This window comes from Cytobacillus oceanisediminis (assembly GCF_004366035.1).
In the GTDB taxonomy this organism is placed as follows: Bacteria; Bacillota; Bacilli; order Bacillales; family Cytobacillaceae; genus Cytobacillus; species Cytobacillus oceanisediminis_C.
Genome location: NZ_SOEE01000006.1, coordinates 353,253 through 368,219 on the forward strand (window position 1 = coordinate 353,253; position 14,967 = coordinate 368,219).

The 14,967-nt window shown below is 42.0% G+C and carries 15 protein-coding genes; 9 read left to right on the forward strand and 6 right to left on the reverse strand.

The window, feature by feature from the left end:
* Positions 1-125: 125 nt before the first annotated feature.
* Entirely contained in the window at positions 126-1,043 is a 918-nt protein-coding gene (locus tag DFO72_RS17250; protein WP_113883183.1) for a proline dehydrogenase family protein, read from the reverse strand.
* A 301-nt stretch (positions 1,044-1,344) separates the two neighbouring features.
* On the opposite strand from DFO72_RS17250, the gene DFO72_RS17255 reads away from it, so the two are divergent.
* From DFO72_RS17255 to DFO72_RS17290, 8 genes are all read left to right on the forward strand, one after another.
* The gene (locus tag DFO72_RS17255) at positions 1,345-2,499 is read left to right on the forward strand and encodes an ABC transporter substrate-binding protein (protein WP_113883184.1); all 1,155 of its coding nucleotides are present in this window, start codon (positions 1,345-1,347) and stop codon (positions 2,497-2,499) included.
* Between the two features lie 81 nt (positions 2,500-2,580).
* Positions 2,581-3,456, forward strand: coding sequence for a branched-chain amino acid ABC transporter permease (locus tag DFO72_RS17260; RefSeq protein WP_009335816.1), 876 nt, complete (start codon positions 2,581-2,583; stop codon positions 3,454-3,456).
* Between the two features lie 12 nt (positions 3,457-3,468).
* Positions 3,469-4,446: a branched-chain amino acid ABC transporter permease gene (locus DFO72_RS17265; protein ID WP_113883185.1), complete on the forward strand. Its 978-nt coding sequence runs from the start codon at positions 3,469-3,471 to the stop codon at positions 4,444-4,446.
* Positions 4,418-5,191 (forward strand): ABC transporter ATP-binding protein, encoded by a 774-nt coding sequence (locus DFO72_RS17270; protein WP_113883186.1) that lies wholly within the window; start codon positions 4,418-4,420, stop codon positions 5,189-5,191. The genes DFO72_RS17265 and DFO72_RS17270 overlap by 29 nt, the downstream gene beginning before the upstream one ends.
* Positions 5,184-5,894, forward strand: a complete 711-nt coding sequence (locus tag DFO72_RS17275; protein ID WP_113883187.1) for an ABC transporter ATP-binding protein — start codon at positions 5,184-5,186, stop codon at positions 5,892-5,894. Before DFO72_RS17270 ends, DFO72_RS17275 begins: the two co-directional genes overlap by 8 nt.
* A 105-nt stretch (positions 5,895-5,999) precedes the next feature.
* Positions 6,000-6,974 (forward strand): glycerophosphodiester phosphodiesterase family protein, encoded by a 975-nt coding sequence (locus DFO72_RS17280; protein WP_113883188.1) that lies wholly within the window; start codon positions 6,000-6,002, stop codon positions 6,972-6,974.
* A gap of 174 nt (positions 6,975-7,148) precedes the next feature.
* Entirely contained in the window at positions 7,149-8,879 is a 1,731-nt protein-coding gene (locus DFO72_RS17285; protein ID WP_113883189.1) for an ABC transporter ATP-binding protein, read from the forward strand.
* On the forward strand, positions 8,872-10,701 hold the full coding sequence (locus tag DFO72_RS17290) for an ABC transporter ATP-binding protein (protein ID WP_113883190.1): 1,830 nt from the start codon (positions 8,872-8,874) through the stop codon (positions 10,699-10,701). The genes DFO72_RS17285 and DFO72_RS17290 overlap by 8 nt, the downstream gene beginning before the upstream one ends.
* A gap of 92 nt (positions 10,702-10,793) precedes the next feature.
* On the opposite strand, the gene DFO72_RS17295 is transcribed toward DFO72_RS17290, so the two are convergent.
* Both DFO72_RS17295 and DFO72_RS17300 read right to left on the reverse strand, forming a co-directional pair.
* Positions 10,794-11,462, reverse strand: a complete 669-nt coding sequence (locus DFO72_RS17295) for a vWA domain-containing protein (protein WP_113883191.1) — start codon at positions 11,460-11,462, stop codon at positions 10,794-10,796.
* A gap of 65 nt (positions 11,463-11,527) precedes the next feature.
* Positions 11,528-12,589: a M20 family metallopeptidase gene (locus tag DFO72_RS17300; RefSeq protein WP_113883192.1), complete on the reverse strand. Its 1,062-nt coding sequence runs from the start codon at positions 12,587-12,589 to the stop codon at positions 11,528-11,530.
* 309 nt (positions 12,590-12,898) lie between these two features.
* Here DFO72_RS17300 and DFO72_RS17305 point away from each other — a divergent pair, with 309 nt between their 5' ends.
* Entirely contained in the window at positions 12,899-13,402 is a 504-nt protein-coding gene (locus tag DFO72_RS17305) for a DoxX family protein (RefSeq protein WP_113883193.1), read from the forward strand.
* Positions 13,403-13,457: 55 nt separating this feature from the next.
* Here the strand turns inward: DFO72_RS17305 and DFO72_RS17310 are convergent, their stop codons facing one another.
* The 3 genes from DFO72_RS17310 to DFO72_RS17320 form a co-directional block, all read right to left on the reverse strand.
* Positions 13,458-13,646, reverse strand: coding sequence for a YfhD family protein (locus DFO72_RS17310; RefSeq protein WP_009335826.1), 189 nt, complete (start codon positions 13,644-13,646; stop codon positions 13,458-13,460).
* Between the two features lie 92 nt (positions 13,647-13,738).
* Entirely contained in the window at positions 13,739-13,864 is a 126-nt protein-coding gene (locus DFO72_RS17315) for a YfhE family protein (protein ID WP_113883194.1), read from the reverse strand.
* Between the two features lie 73 nt (positions 13,865-13,937).
* Entirely contained in the window at positions 13,938-14,843 is a 906-nt protein-coding gene (locus tag DFO72_RS17320) for a TIGR01777 family oxidoreductase (protein WP_113883195.1), read from the reverse strand.
* Positions 14,844-14,967: the final 124 nt, after the last annotated feature.

The following is a 14,967-nucleotide window of genomic DNA, read 5'->3' on the forward strand; positions in this document are numbered from 1 at the left end:
ATATTTAGATAAAATAAGCGATAAGAAAGCAGTGGACCTGCTTTCTCTTTACTTAGAAATCAAGAATGGCTGGTTATTATTATAGCTGTATTTTATTGTTTTGGAAGAAAAATAATTTTAAAGTGTTACTTTTTGAAAATGCCCTTAAAAGCAAAAGCAATATTAGCCGGGCGTTCAGCGAGCCTTCTCATAAAATATCCATACCAGTCCATTCCGTATGGTACATAGACACGCATTTTATAGCCTTGCTTTGCCAGTTCCAGCTGTGTTTTATTCCTCATGCCATAGAGCATTTGGAATTCAAAGCGATCGTTTGGAATGTTATGCTTCTTTGCTAATTCTTTTGTGTACTCGATGATCTGATCATCGTGGGAAGCTATTGCTGTATAATTTCCGTTTAAAAGACTTTGCTCAATTAATTTCTTATAGTTTTCATCTACATCTGTCTTTTCAGGAAAAGCATGCTCCGGTGATTCTTTATAAGCACCTTTTACCATTCTTAAAAAAGGCTGGTATTTCCCCAAATCCTCGAGGTCCTTTTCAGTCCGATACAGGTAAGCCTGCAGAACTGTGCTTACACAGCTGTACTTCTCTTTAAACTTTTTAAACAAATCGATAGTGGCCTGGCAGCGCGGTACATCCTCCATATCAATTGTCACCATAATCTTGTGCTTCTCGGCAGTATCAAGAATTCTTGTCATGTTTTTCACAACAAGATCATGATCGATATCCAGACCAAGGGAAGTCATTTTTAGGGATACCTGTGAATCAAGTCCTTCTTTGCTGATCATTTCAATGGTCGAAATACATTCCTCTGTCCGTTCATTAGCCACTTCAACAGAATCAACAAATTCTCCCAAATGGTCCACTGTTACAGAAAGTCCTTGATTATTCAGATCTCTGATAAAGCGGACACTGCTTTTGAAATCAACTCCGCCAATTAATTTACCTGCAGCAAAGCTTCCGCCTCTGTTCTGGGCAATTTTATTAAGTAAGCTATTTTTTGATAAATAAAGAAAAAAATCTCTTGTAATCGCTTCCATTTTAACAAGCACCTCCAATGGTTATATCTTTAGACTAATCTTACAATTCTGTGACAAGTTACGACAATGTTCATAAAAAACAAAGATTCTCTATATCTATTGTTGACAGGAGACAATGAAAGGCTGCATTTTCCAGACGGTGAAACATCTGCTTCTGTTTCACGAAACTTCCGCTTTCCGTTGTCAATTAATATGTAAGAAAAGTTTCCATATTATTGTTTACATTGACAAGCATTTGTATTTAAATAGTAATATAGTTTTGAATATTTACTTATTTCTGAAAAAACGGGGGCTAGAGAAAATGAGAAAGCAGTTAAAAAAATTTGCGCAATTTACAGCATTGTCCAGTTTGCTTGTCCTCTCTGCATGTGGCGGCAATCAGGCTGCAGGGGATGAGGACGGGGAAAGCAGCGGAGGAGCAGTTAAAGCGGATATTGGAGTTATTTCTTATATCAGCGGGCCAGGTGCAGCTTATGGCGAAGCTATCACGAATGGCTTAAAGCTCGCACAGGAAGAAATCAATGGCAAGGGTGAAGTCGAGATAAACCTTGTTATAGAAGATTCCGCCGGCAAGCAGGATCAGGCATTGACAGCAGCACAAAAGCTTATGAATTCAGAGAATGTGACAGGCATTATCGGACCTACATTAAGTACAGAAATGAATGTAGTTGGTCCGGAAGCTGATCTGAACGGAGTACCGATTATGGGGACTTCAACCACTGCAGAAGGGATTCCGCAAATTGGGGACTATGTCTTCCGCAACTCGCTGCCTGAAGCATTGGCGATTCCGGCTTCAATAGATAAAGCCATTGAGAAATATGATGCTAAAAAAGTAGCAATTCTATATGGAAATGATGATGTTTTTACAAAATCGGGCTTTGACACGATGAAAAAAGCAGCAGAAGAGAAGGGCCTTGAAATCTTAACGATTGAAACTTTCCAAAAAGGACAATCAGACTATAATGCACAATTGACGAAAATTAAAGGTTTAAAGCCAGACCTTATTCTGGCATCAGCTCTATACAATGAAGGTGCAGTCATAATGGATCAGGCAAGGAAAATGGGCATTGATGTCCCGTTTGTCGGAGGAAACGGCTTTAATTCTCCTGAGGTCATCAATATCGCAGGGGATGCAGCAAATGGCCTGATTGTGGCAACTCCTTGGTATGGTGAAAAAGAAGATGATAAGGTCAAGGAATTTGTAGGTAAATATGAGGAAGAATACGGCAAAAAGCCAGACCAATTTGCAGCCCAGGCTTACGATGCGCTATACATTATGGCTGAAGCATTAAAAAATGCGGGTGAAGCTGACCGTGATGCACTTCGTGACGCTTTGGCCGAAATCAAAGGCTTTAACGGAATCCTTGGAGAGTTCTCTTTTGATGAAGAAGGGGATGTCGTAATGGAACCGACCGTCTTGGTTATCGAAGGCGGGGCATTTAAGGAATTTAATTAAGAAAGCTGCAAAAGTGAAGCTCTGGCGCTTTCAGTGCCAGAGCTTACTTTTAAGAATAAATAAAGTTAGTAGGTGAATACCGTGTTAATTGAACAATTAATAAACGGAATTACCCTTGGCAGCATTTATGCCATCGTTGCACTTGGGTTTACATTGGTTTTCGGGGTGCTTGGCATTATCAATATGGCACACGGAGAAATCTTTATGTTCGGAGCCTTCATTGGGGTTGTTGTCACTTCCACATTTAAAGGGCCGCTTTGGCTGGCCTTTATGGCAGCGATTTTGGTAACTGCCGCAATGGGTTATCTGCTTGAGCGATTTGCCCTGAGACCTCTCAGGAATAAACAGGGGGTATCCCATCTGGCGCCATTGATCAGTACCATTGGCGTTTCGATACTTCTGGAAAACCTTTCACACCATATTTTTGGCCCAGGCAACCATCCTTTCCGCGCTTCTTTTGCAGAAATAAGTTTCCAGATTGGTTCGATAACCGTATATCTTGTGCAGATTGTCATCTTTATCATTTCTGTCCTTCTCATGTACGCCCTGTCTTTTTGGCTAGGCAAAACAAAGGCAGGAAAAGCCTTAAGGGCAACCGCTGAAAACCTGGAAACTGCAAGCCTTCTTGGTGTTGATGTGAAAAGAACGATTACGATGACTGTTATCATCGCATCTGCGATGGGCGGGATTGCCGGGATCCTTGTCGGAATGGCATTTAACTCTGTTACGCCTCAGATGGGATTATCCATTGGGTTAAAAGGACTTGCCATCATCATTCTTGGCGGCATGGGGAATGTCAAGGGAGCGATGGCCGGGGGCCTTATCCTTGGTCTGGCGGAAACATTTGTCGTTGTTTACGGCAATTCGGGATACAAGGATGCAATAGCTTTTGCGGCTATTATCGTCATCCTTCTCATCAGGCCGCAGGGATTGTTTGGCCAAAAAATTTCAGCGTAAGAAGGTGAACTCATGCTTGCAGAATTAATAAATCCATATTATTTACAGGTAGCTTCTTTTATATTAATCAACATTATTTTAGGGGTAAGTATATATATTACTCTATCAACTGGTCAGCTCTCGCTTGCCAATGCAGGATTTATGGGGATCGGTGCCTATACATCGGCCCTTCTGACGCTGAACTTTGACCTTCCGATTATTGGGGGGATACTAGCAGGCACTTTATTGGCGGGTGTATTTGGAATCCTTATCGGGATACCGACATTAAGGCTTCAGGGTGTTTACCTAGCCATTGTTACCCTCGGGTTTGGAGAGGTGATCCGGGTTATTTTTGTAAACTGGGAGTCTATGACAAAGGGAGCTGTAGGTTTATCGGGCATTCCGCATATGGGCCGTGAGCTGCTGAATACTTTAAAAGAATTTGGTTTTGATCCCAAAATACTTGGACTCCAAAATAACCAGTTTGTATTTCTAGCTATTTTCCTCATTTTATTAGGGGTCACAATCAGTATAATCACGTTTTTCAGAAGGCAGAACCGTTCCAGAGTGGGACGGGCTTTCGCAGCGATTAAACTGGATGAAAAAGCAGCAGAGTCAATGGGCATCAATATTACTTATTATAAGGTCCTGGCATTTGCACAGGGGGCACTGGTAGCCGGATTTGCAGGCGCATTATTTGCCCATGTTCTTGCATACATAAGTCCTGCCGATTTTGCCTATCACCGTGCGGTTGAGATATTGATTTTCGCAGTTTTCGGGGGAAGCGAAGTAATTTGGGGACCGGTGTTTGGAGCGCTCTTTCTAACTGTAATGCCCGAGGTACTGAGGTTTATAAGCGAATACCGCTACATGATTTACGGTCTGATCATTATTATTATGATGGCTGTCCGGCCGCAGGGATTGATTGATGTAAATATATTAAATTGGCTCAAGCTTAAAACATCAAAGAGGAGGCAAAAGCATGGTACTTCAAGTCAAAAAAGCATGTAAAAACTTTGGCGGGCTGAGTGCCCTGTCTGACGTCTCGTTCTCTATTAACCAGGGTGAGATCTTTGGGCTGATTGGTCCGAACGGAGCCGGGAAGACAACGATGTTCAATCTGATTACATCGATGTTTACTCCTACCTCAGGCGAGATTATCTTTAATGAAGACAATATCAATGGTTTAAAGCCGCACCTGATCACGAAAAAAGGCATTTGCAGAACATTCCAGAATATTCGCTTGTTTCCGCAGATGACAGCAGAAGAAAATGTGATGGTTGGGGAGCACTGCAGGAGTAAATCCGGGGTATTCAGCAGTGTATTCAGGACAAAATCACAGCGGAAAGAAGAAGAAAGAATCCGCAGCAAAGCGAATGAGCTATTAGAGTTTGTTGGGCTGGGAGGTTTTGCGGATGTTGTTTCTGACAGCCTGGCATACGGCCAGCAAAGAAGGCTGGAAATTGCCCGGGCACTGGCCAGCTCTCCTCAGCTGCTGCTGCTGGATGAACCGGCAGCCGGAATGAACGAAACAGAAACAAGCGAATTATTTCATCTCATCAAAAAAATTCAGGAACAAAGCATTACTGTCCTGCTGATTGAGCATGACATGCCGCTTGTCATGAAATTATGCGACCGTATTGCCGTGCTAAACTTCGGCAAGAAGATTGCTGAAGGCACACCTGCTGAAATCCAAAATAATTCGGATGTCATCGAAGCCTATCTCGGCAGCGAGGAGGAAGATTTGTATGCTTAAGGTAAACGGGATTAACGCATTTTATGGAAAAATCCAGGTTCTTAAAAGCATCAGCCTTGAAGTGGAAGAGGGAAGTATTGTTACGATACTTGGCGCTAACGGAGCAGGAAAGACAACGACTATGAAGACCATTTCCGGATTGCTAAAGCCTCAAGCCGGCAGCATTCAATTTCAGGGGCAGGATGTAACGGGACTGCGGCCGGACCAGCTGCTGCGCAAAGGGATTGCCCTTGTTCCGGAAGGCCGCCAAATTCTTTCAGGAATGACAGTGCTTGAAAATCTTGAGATGGGAGCGTACCATCGGAAGGACAATGAAATTGCCCAGGATATTAAGAATGTAATGGGACGTTTCCCAATCCTTGAAGAAAGGCAGAAACAGCTTGGAGGAACATTATCTGGCGGCCAGCAGCAGATGCTGGCCATAGCGAGAGCGATCCTCAGCAAACCAAAGCTGCTTCTTCTTGACGAACCGTCAATGGGGCTGGCGCCTCTAATAGTGGCTGATATCTTTAAAATTATTAAAGAAATTAACGAAGCGGGCACTACTGTTCTTCTGGTGGAGCAGAATGCAAGGCAAGCACTAAAAATATCCGATTATGGGTATGTCCTGGAAACAGGAAAAATGGTTGCTGAGGGAAGCTCACAGATGCTTCTGAATGATACTAGAATTATGGAAGCTTACCTGGGGCGGAAATCAAGCTAACAATAAAAGGCCGAATCTTTTGATTTGGCCTTTTATATTTTTACTTATTTCATTATGGTAAAATCGGTTGAGAAAAGAATTATTTATACAATAACCGGAGGACAAATGAAAAAGACAAAGAAAATCTTAAAACGGATGATCATAATTTTATTAATTCTCGGGGTATTTATGTTTTTAAACAACACCTCCCTGCTGACAAAAGAAAGAAATGCTAAGCCGCTGCTTCTCGCCCATAGAGGAATGGCACAGACTTTTCATATGGAAGGGATAACCGGGGAGACGTGTACGGCTGAAAGAATTTACGAGCCTGAGAATTCCTTTCTTGAGAATACGATTCCTTCCATGAAAGCTGCTTTTGAGGCAGGTGCAGATGCAGTTGAATTGGATATTCAGCTTACAAAGGATGGACAGTTTGCGGTTTTCCATGATTGGACGCTGGAATGCCGGACAAATGCAAAGGGAAATACCAGAGATTATACAATGAATGAATTAAAAAAGCTGGACATTGGGTACGGCTATACAGCGGATAATGGAAAAACCTATCCGTTTCGCGGTAAAGGAATCGGGATGATGCCCAGCCTTGATGAAGTCTTGAATCAGTTTCCGGAAGGCGATTTCTTAATCCATATTAAAAGCAATGATCCCCAAGAAGGAGAAAAGCTTGCTGAATACCTGTCCATGTTTTCAGAAGACAGATTGGCGAAAATATCTGTTTATGGAGGAGACGAACCTATTGCTGCACTGAAGGAAGAAATGCCTGCAATGAGGGTGATGTCCAAGGCCACTTTGAAAGAATGCCTTCTTCCTTATTTAGGAACGGGGTGGACAGGATATGTTCCAAACTCCTGCAAAAACACACAGCTTCATATTCCTGAATCATATACAAAGCTGATGTGGGGCTGGCCAAATAAGTTCTTGAATCGAATGGATGATGCAGGCACAAGAGTTATTGTGGTTGCAGGGAACGGGAACTGGTCGGAAGGATTTGACAGACCAGAGGACCTGGAACGGCTGCCTGAAGATTATTCAGGAGGCATCTGGACAAACAGAATCGACCTGATTGCCCCCATATATAAATAAGAATAAATAGGCGCTTGGTTTGATCCAGGCGTTTTTTAATTTTTTAATTGGAATTATTTAAAAATTTTGTAAAAAGGATTATGATATTAATAGGTTTATTTAGTTTGTCGAAGGATTTTAGATGTCTTATTATACATATATTATAAATTGCAATTACAGCTTGGGGGACTATAAATGGCGAAAGTTTTAGCATTTCTTAAGCCTTACCGGATAGCGGTGGCAATAGCATTATTCTTAATGCTGACGGAGCTTGCTGTTGAGCTTATTCAGCCATTGCTAATGGCAAAGATCATAGATAAAGGCATCCTTCAGAACAATCTTCAGGAAGTCGTGAAGTGGGGAGGGTTTATGCTGGCTGCCTCTTTTGCCGCTTTTGCGGCTGGAGTCATTAATTCCTTTTATGCTGCCCATGTCAGCCAAAGCTTTGGTTTTGATGTAAGGAAAAGCTTATATGACAAGGTGCAATCCTTCTCTTTTGCCAACTTTAATCTTTTTCCAACATCTTCATTAATTACCCGAATGACTAATGATATTACGCAGCTTCAAAATACAGTTTTTATGAGTCTTCGTATCATGATGAGAGCTCCTTTATTAATAGTTGGCGGCCTTATAATGGCTTTTGTGGTAAATGTGAAGCTTGCTCTTATCTTGTCAGCTGTGGCCCCCTTCCTTTTTCTATTTCTGTTTTGGGTAATGGGAAAAGGCGGCGTGCTCTTTAAAGCAGTCCAGGAAAAGCTGGACTCTGTGAACAGCGTCATGCAGGAGAATCTGACCGGGATTCGGCTAATTAAAGCGTTTGTCCGCAGAAATCATGAAGTGAAACGATTTACGCGCACGAATGAGGATCTTAGAGATGGAACGGTTAAAGCATTGCGTCTAATGGAAGTGACCATGCCTGTTTTGCTTTTAATCATGAATCTAAGTATTCTTGGTGTGCTTTGGTTTGGCAGCAAACAGGTAAATGCAGGGGAAGTAAAGGTAGGAGAGATTGTTGCAATTGTTAACTATGCTACCAGAATAACGGCCGCATTCTCCATTTTCTCCTGGATTATCATGGCATTCTCAAGGGCGAGGGCCTCTGCAAATCGTGTTGCAGAGGTGCTGGAGACTGATGTGGATTTGACAGACAACTCAGAATCCAAGAATGCCCTAACAATAAGTCAGGGCAAAATTCTATTTAAAAATGTATCTTTTAATTACCCAGGCACTTCAGAGAAGGTGCTGGATGGCATCAGCTTTACAATAAATCCTGGGGAAACAGTAGCGATATTAGGTGCAACAGGCTCAGGAAAGACATCTTTATTCCAGCTCATCCCCCGGCTTTATGATGTGACCGGAGGTAAGGTTGAAATAGATGGGCATGATGTACGGGAAATGAAAATGGAGAATCTCCGCAGGAAAATTGGCTTTGTGCCTCAGGAAGCCCTGCTTTTTACAGGCAGTGTGAAAGAGAACATTTCATGGGGCAAGGAAGATGCCGTGATGGAGGAAATAACTGAAGCAGCTGTCAATGCACAGATACATGAAACGATTATGAAGCTTCCTGGAGGTTATGAAACAAAAGTGGGACAAAAGGGTGTTAATTTATCGGGCGGGCAAAAACAGCGTCTATCCATTGCACGGGCGCTGGTAAGAATGCCGAAAATCCTTCTGCTTGATGACAGCACAAGTGCTCTGGATATGAAAACAGAGGGAAAACTTTTGTGTTCTTTAAAAAAATATCCTTGTACAACACTGATTATCACACAGAAAATCAGTACAGCAATGGAAGCAGACAGAATCTTTTTGCTTAAAGATGGAAGGCTTCTGGCAGAGGGAGACCACGAGAATCTCCTTAAAACATCAGGATTGTATAAGCGGATTTTTCTATCCCAATCTGGAAAGGAGAACAGAAATTATGCTTAAACAGCTCAAAGAACCTTTCCAATATAAAAAGATTCCTCTCGACTTGAATGGTGAATTTACTAAAGGGAAAAAGCCGAAATCTGAGAACATCAATTTCACATTAAAAAGAATTTGGACATACTTAGCCTACAATAAAGGGTTGTTATCTCTTGTTCTATTAATGGTGGTTATCAGCTCAGCAATGGGGCTGCTTGGTCCATATTTAGTCGGGATGGCGATCGACGAGTATATTGTCACAAAGAACCGCAATGGATTTATAGCCTTACTGATCTGGCTCGGAGTCATCTATGTGATGAACTCGCTTGCACTTTGGTTTCAGAATTATTGGATGATCGGCATCGCCCAGGAAACTGTATTTACAATGAGAACGAAGCTTTTCAAACATTTGCATAAGCTCCCTATTCCGTTCTTTGACAAGCGGCAGCAGGGGGAACTGATGAGCAGGGTAACAAACGATATTGAAAATGTCAGCTCGACTCTGAACAGTTCAGTGATCCAAGTCTTTTCCAGCCTGCTGACTTTAATTGGCACTGTTTCCGTTATGCTTTGGCTCAGTCCTTTGCTGACGCTCATTACACTGATCATTGTGCCGCTGATGTTTTTTGGAATGAAATGGATTACAGCACGGACAGGAAGGTTATTCAAAGAGCAGCAAAAGAATCTTGGAGAGCTGAACGGTTTTATTGAAGAAACCATATCAGGACAGAGGATCATAAAGACCTTTTCACAGGAAAAGAAAGTTATGGGCGAGTTCCGGGAAAAAGGAGAAAAGCTTAGGGGGGCAGGGTTCTGGGCTCAGACATATTCCGGGTTTATCCCGAAGCTGATGAATGTTCTGAACAACTTGAGCTTTGCCATTATTGCGGGGGTTGGAGGCATTTTTGCTCTGAATGGAATGATTTCAATCGGTGTCATTGTCATATTCACGGAGTATTCCCGACAATTCACACGTCCGCTTAATGACCTGGCAAATCAATTTAACACACTTTTATCAGCGATTGCAGGAGCAGAGCGGGTATTTGACATTATGGATGAAGATGAAGAATTCAGAAATGATGAGCAGCTAAAAGAACTTACCGTAGTGAAAGGCGAGGTTGAATTCCAAAATGTATCTTTTTCATATGAAGAAGATGGGAATACGGTAAGGGATGTAAGCCTTCATGTAAAAGCAGGACAGACTGCTGCCTTAGTTGGTCCGACAGGTGCAGGAAAGACAACAATGATCAATTTACTCTCCCGATTTTATGAACGGGACTCAGGCCGTATATTAATTGACGGTGAAGATATAGCCAATGTGAAAAAAGAAAGCCTGAGGAAGCATATGGGATTTGTGCTGCAGGACTCGTTTCTTTTCAGCGGCACTGTGCGCGAAAATATCCGCTACGGCAGGCTGGAAGCATTAGATGAAGAAGTGGTGGAGGCGGCTGAGCTTGCCAATGCCCATTCTTTTATCATGAAACTTCCTCATCAGTATGAGACAGTGCTGAGTCAGGACGGAAATGGCATTAGTCAGGGGCAGAAACAGCTTCTTTCCATTGCACGTGCATTTCTGGCCAACCCGGGCATTTTAATTCTGGATGAAGCAACAAGCAGCATTGATACGGTGACAGAGCTTAAAATTCAGGATGCCCTTCAGGAACTGATGAATGGCAGGACCAGTTTTGTCATTGCCCACCGTCTGAATACGATTCAGAAAGCGGATAAAATTTTTGTTCTTGAAGAGGGCAGGATTATTGAGGAAGGTACACATGAATCTCTGCTTGAACAGGAAGGCTTTTATTATCGGCTTCATGGTAAAGCGGCTGTGGGTGCGAATGCTTGAAATGGCATTTGGATGGAAAATAGGTGTATGGCCTGCAGGGATATAATAGATTAGGCGGACTTGATTACTATCAAATCCGCCTTTTTGCTTATCTATAAAATGACATTCTTTTCTTTAGCTTCTTTTAGCCAATCCGGGAATTCATTCAACAAGAGGTCATAAAGTTCGTTATCAGAAATGGTCTCGATATTTTTAATGTGGAAAAAGTTTGCGTTATCGATATAGCGGCCATCCATTTCATCCAACTTTTCCAGTACTTCAAAGTTTGAATCGCCTATGCCGACAAACTGCCAAAATAATGGTTTATCGGATGATGCTGCAACCGGTTTTTTGATCGTTCTTTTACAGCCTCCATCATTAATGAAAACAATGAAGGCAGGGTCTTTACTCCGATCTTCTGTGGTATATTTCTGAATGACATCCGCCATTACTGGCGGTTCATCATTTCTTCCGAATTTGTGAATCAGATCATTATTTATGATATATTGATCCACATATCCTTCAAAGTCATGTTCTGTTACCGGCTTCAACCTGGAAAATTCATTATCATAGACCCAAATATCAAGTGCGCCGTCATCATCAAATTGGCTGGCAACTGCTAAGATTCTCTCCACAACCCTTTGGACAGTCCCGTTTTTATATAACTTGCGCATGGAGCCGGAAATGTCCAGAACAAGTCCTACCCTGGCAGTAACATTTGTCAGCTTCTTTTTCTCCAGGACAAGTCCTGCCGATTTTTTTAATAAACTAATAGAGCTCATTACTGTGAATCCCCCTTTAATCATATATCCAAAAATTTACCATACTGGGAGCCTATTAGCATTATTTAATTTGAAAATTTCATAGCAAAGTCGATAAGCATTTTTTCATATAAATGAATGGAATGCGGCAGGACATATTCATTATCACCGTGCCAGTTCATGCCGGTTGGGCCAAACTCGATAGCTGGTATCCCGTAATTGGCAAAGAACACAGTATCAGCAGAACCATGCTGCCCAAAGAAAACAGCTTTGTCTTCTGTGTGCTTTTCAACAATAGGTTCAAGCATCAAGATGAAAGGATTGTCTCTGGCTGTTACAAGCGGCTTGCTGAACATATTCATGATTATTTCTCCATCTGTGATATTTTCGATTTGTTTGATGATCTCTTCATGATCCTGTTCAGGCAAGTATCGGATATCATAGGACATTATACATTTTTCAGGCACCTTATTATAAACATCTCCTCCAGTTATTTTTGCCAGATTAATCGAAGGCTGTGGAAAGAATTCAGATGCTTCTTTTGCAAAAGGCAATTTTAATAGTTTTTGATGTACTTCAAAAGCCTTTTCAATGGCATTGACTCCTTCCCATGGACGGCTGCCGTGGGCCGGATCTCCGTCTATCTGGATGTCCAGCCTGATAACTCCTTTCGCTTCCAGAGCAATTCCGAGCTGAGTCGGTTCAGAACAAATGACAAAATCCCCGCGATACCCCTGTTCTGCTAAATACCCGGAACAATTAAAACCGCCGATTTCTTCATCTGATACAATTTGAAGCTGTATTTTTACGCCAATTGGCTTATTGCGGAGTGCTTTTACTGCACACATCATGGCCGCAACCCCGGCTTTCATATCCGCTGCCCCGCGTCCATATATTTTATCCCGGAGTTCTACAGGAATGAACTGTTCATCCTTTCCTGAGACAACATCCACATGTCCATTAAAAATAACGGTTTGATCACCGCTTCCAATCTCACAGACTGTCATTTTATAGCCATTATTTTCAATTATTCTAGAGGGAAGGTCGTGGCCTGACAGCCATTGATGGCAATATTCGATTGCCTGGTTTGCTCCTTCCTTTGAAGAGCTATTAATAGAAATGAGATCTTTCAGTAAGCTTTCAAGCATGTGTCTAAGGTCCTCCTTTAATGCAGCAATTATTTTACACAGTACTATTCCTATTCCCGCTTTGTCGGAATGAAAACAGCCTGATCAATCATAGCCCGATATTTGTGAAGAATTGGTGAAGTGTATTGCGAAAAGGAAAGGGAAGGAGTATATTATAAGTGAAGAGAGTTAGTGAAGTATTTCACAAGCGACTTCGCTGGAACAATCTTTCTTCTCAAGAGCTGGCCGGCTTTTAAATCCCCTGATAGGGAAAAATTTTTTAAGTGACTATGTGAAATTATTCACAATAAAAACATGGAGATGATTATCATGAAATGGTGGAAAACTCCTAAGGCAGCAGCCGTGTGGACAATATTAAGGGTTTGGCTTGGAATACAATGGCTTGAAGCTGGGTGGCATAAGGTAACAGAGGGATTTAACGCAGGCGGATTCATGCAGGGGGCCATAGCGCAAGCCGCTGGCGACCATCCGGCTGTGCAGGGCTGGTATGCGGGATTCCTGGAAAATGTAGCATTGCCAAACGCGGATTTATTCAGTACTTTAGTTGCATGGGGCGAAGTTCTTGTTGGAATTGGACTTATACTTGGAGCAGCGACCATTCCGGCATTAATCGCAGGAGCTTTCATGAATCTAAACTTCTTATTAGCAGGAACAACAAGCACTAACCCAATACTATATACAGCAGCAATCATCCTTCTATTTACAGGTGCAGGTGCTTACTACTGGGGTGTTGACAGATTCGCTATCCCTTATATTAAGACAATGATGAAAGGCGGTCACGGAATAGGGAAAAAAGAAGCACACACTCACTGAGAATAGATATATAAAAGCAGGAACCTTATGTTCCTGCTTTTTTTGTCCTTTAGGGCTAGCGTTTCTGTCTGCTTTTTGCCCGCTGATCAGCAGCCTTGGAACGTGCCATTGCCTCGAGATCATCATGATCGGCAAGTTCGCGGTTAAATTCTACGTCGATGCCGTCAGATTTCATGTTTTTTGGTACTTGTGGAAGTGATGATTTGTTTTTATCACGAGTTTTATGTCCATGTGCACGGCCCATTGTAAATAACCCCTTTCAGCAATAAAGGTGCGGAAACTAAATGTTTCCGTACCTTTATCATGTGCCATTAATAGGGCTGGTATGGGTGGAAATTAATGTTTTGACTGTCTGCCTGCAAATCCGCCCGCTTTGTCAGCTGTTTTGAATTCTCTTGAATAAGTTACTTCCTGCATGCTTGATAAAGTGCTTTTGGATTTGTCTTTTTTCTTTTTGTCCACTTCGTATCATCCTTTCAGAATAAGGTTCACACTTCCCTTATTTTTCCCTTATTTGAAAAAAATGATACAAATTTCATTGATAAATATCGCTGAGAGCTGCCTTTAAGTCTGGATATAAAAATTCATAACCGAATGACTGCAATTTTTCAGGAAGTACTTTTTGCCCCTCTAAAACCAGGGTACTCATCTCCCCAAGAGCTATTTTCAGAGCAAATCCAGGAGCAGGAATCCAGTGTGGGCGATTAAGGACTTCTCCAAGTATTTGTCCAAATTCCTTCATTGTCACAGGGTAGGGCGATGTAAAATTCACAGGACCCTGAAGCTGTTCTTGTTCAATGCAAAAAAGGATTCCGTTTACGGCATCACCTAAATGAATCCAGGAAACCAATTGACTGCCTGTTCCGACAGTCCCTCCGGCAAATAATTTATAAGGAAGGGCTATTCGCGGAAGAGCACCATCGTTTTTCTCAAGAATGATTCCAAACCTGCAGAATACTGTCCTGACTTCAAATTCTTCTGCCTTGGATGCCTCTTCCTCCCAGCGTCTTACTGTTTCAGCCAAAAAATCAGTACCGCTTTTCCTGGAAGCTTCGGTGAAGGTTTCAACCTTTGAAGTGCCATAGTAACCAACGGCGCTGGCATTGATAAGTGTATACGGCTTTTCTTCAAGGCGGCTAATAATCCGGATAACTTCCTTAGTGGCTGTAATGCGGCTGTTTAATATTCGTTTTTTTCGTTCTTCCGTCCATCTTCCACTGTTAATGGACTCACCAGCCAGGTTGATAAACACGTCAATGCTTTCCAGATTATCTTCCGGTGAATCATCATCGTTCAGCCATTGTACATAATACAGGTTTTTAGAATGCTGCTTATTAGATATATCTCTGGTTAGAATAAATATTTCATGTTTTTTCTCCAGTAATTTTTTCACCAAGGCGTTTCCAACAAAGCCAGTTCCGCCTGCGATGGCTATTCTCATGGGAGATTCCCCTTTCAAGTGGCAAATACTTTGTTACAGTTTACGACGTTTTAATTCAAAATCCTTTTTTTTGATAAGGTTGTTTTCGCAAGGTTTGTTGCTTTTTGTATATTATTTATTGAGT

Bases quoted from the DNA above. Each gene is read 5' to 3' on its own strand.
- DFO72_RS17250 (WP_113883183.1), bottom strand. From the start codon at position 1,043: ATGGAAGCGATTACAAGAGATTTTTTTCTTTATTTATCAAAAAATAGC.
- DFO72_RS17255 (WP_113883184.1), top strand. From the start codon at position 1,345: ATGAGAAAGCAGTTAAAAAAATTTGCGCAATTTACAGCATTGTCCAGT.
- DFO72_RS17265 (WP_113883185.1), top strand. From the start codon at position 3,469: ATGCTTGCAGAATTAATAAATCCATATTATTTACAGGTAGCTTCTTTT.
- DFO72_RS17270 (WP_113883186.1), top strand. From the start codon at position 4,418: ATGGTACTTCAAGTCAAAAAAGCATGTAAAAACTTTGGCGGGCTGAGT.
- DFO72_RS17275 (WP_113883187.1), top strand. From the start codon at position 5,184: ATGCTTAAGGTAAACGGGATTAACGCATTTTATGGAAAAATCCAGGTT.
- DFO72_RS17280 (WP_113883188.1), top strand. From the start codon at position 6,000: ATGAAAAAGACAAAGAAAATCTTAAAACGGATGATCATAATTTTATTA.
- DFO72_RS17285 (WP_113883189.1), top strand. From the start codon at position 7,149: ATGGCGAAAGTTTTAGCATTTCTTAAGCCTTACCGGATAGCGGTGGCA.
- DFO72_RS17290 (WP_113883190.1), top strand. From the start codon at position 8,872: ATGCTTAAACAGCTCAAAGAACCTTTCCAATATAAAAAGATTCCTCTC.
- DFO72_RS17295 (WP_113883191.1), bottom strand. From the start codon at position 11,462: ATGAGCTCTATTAGTTTATTAAAAAAATCGGCAGGACTTGTCCTGGAG.
- DFO72_RS17300 (WP_113883192.1), bottom strand. From the start codon at position 12,589: ATGCTTGAAAGCTTACTGAAAGATCTCATTTCTATTAATAGCTCTTCA.
- DFO72_RS17305 (WP_113883193.1), top strand. From the start codon at position 12,899: ATGAAATGGTGGAAAACTCCTAAGGCAGCAGCCGTGTGGACAATATTA.
- DFO72_RS17310 (WP_009335826.1), bottom strand. From the start codon at position 13,646: ATGGGCCGTGCACATGGACATAAAACTCGTGATAAAAACAAATCATCA.
- DFO72_RS17320 (WP_113883195.1), bottom strand. From the start codon at position 14,843: ATGAGAATAGCCATCGCAGGCGGAACTGGCTTTGTTGGAAACGCCTTG.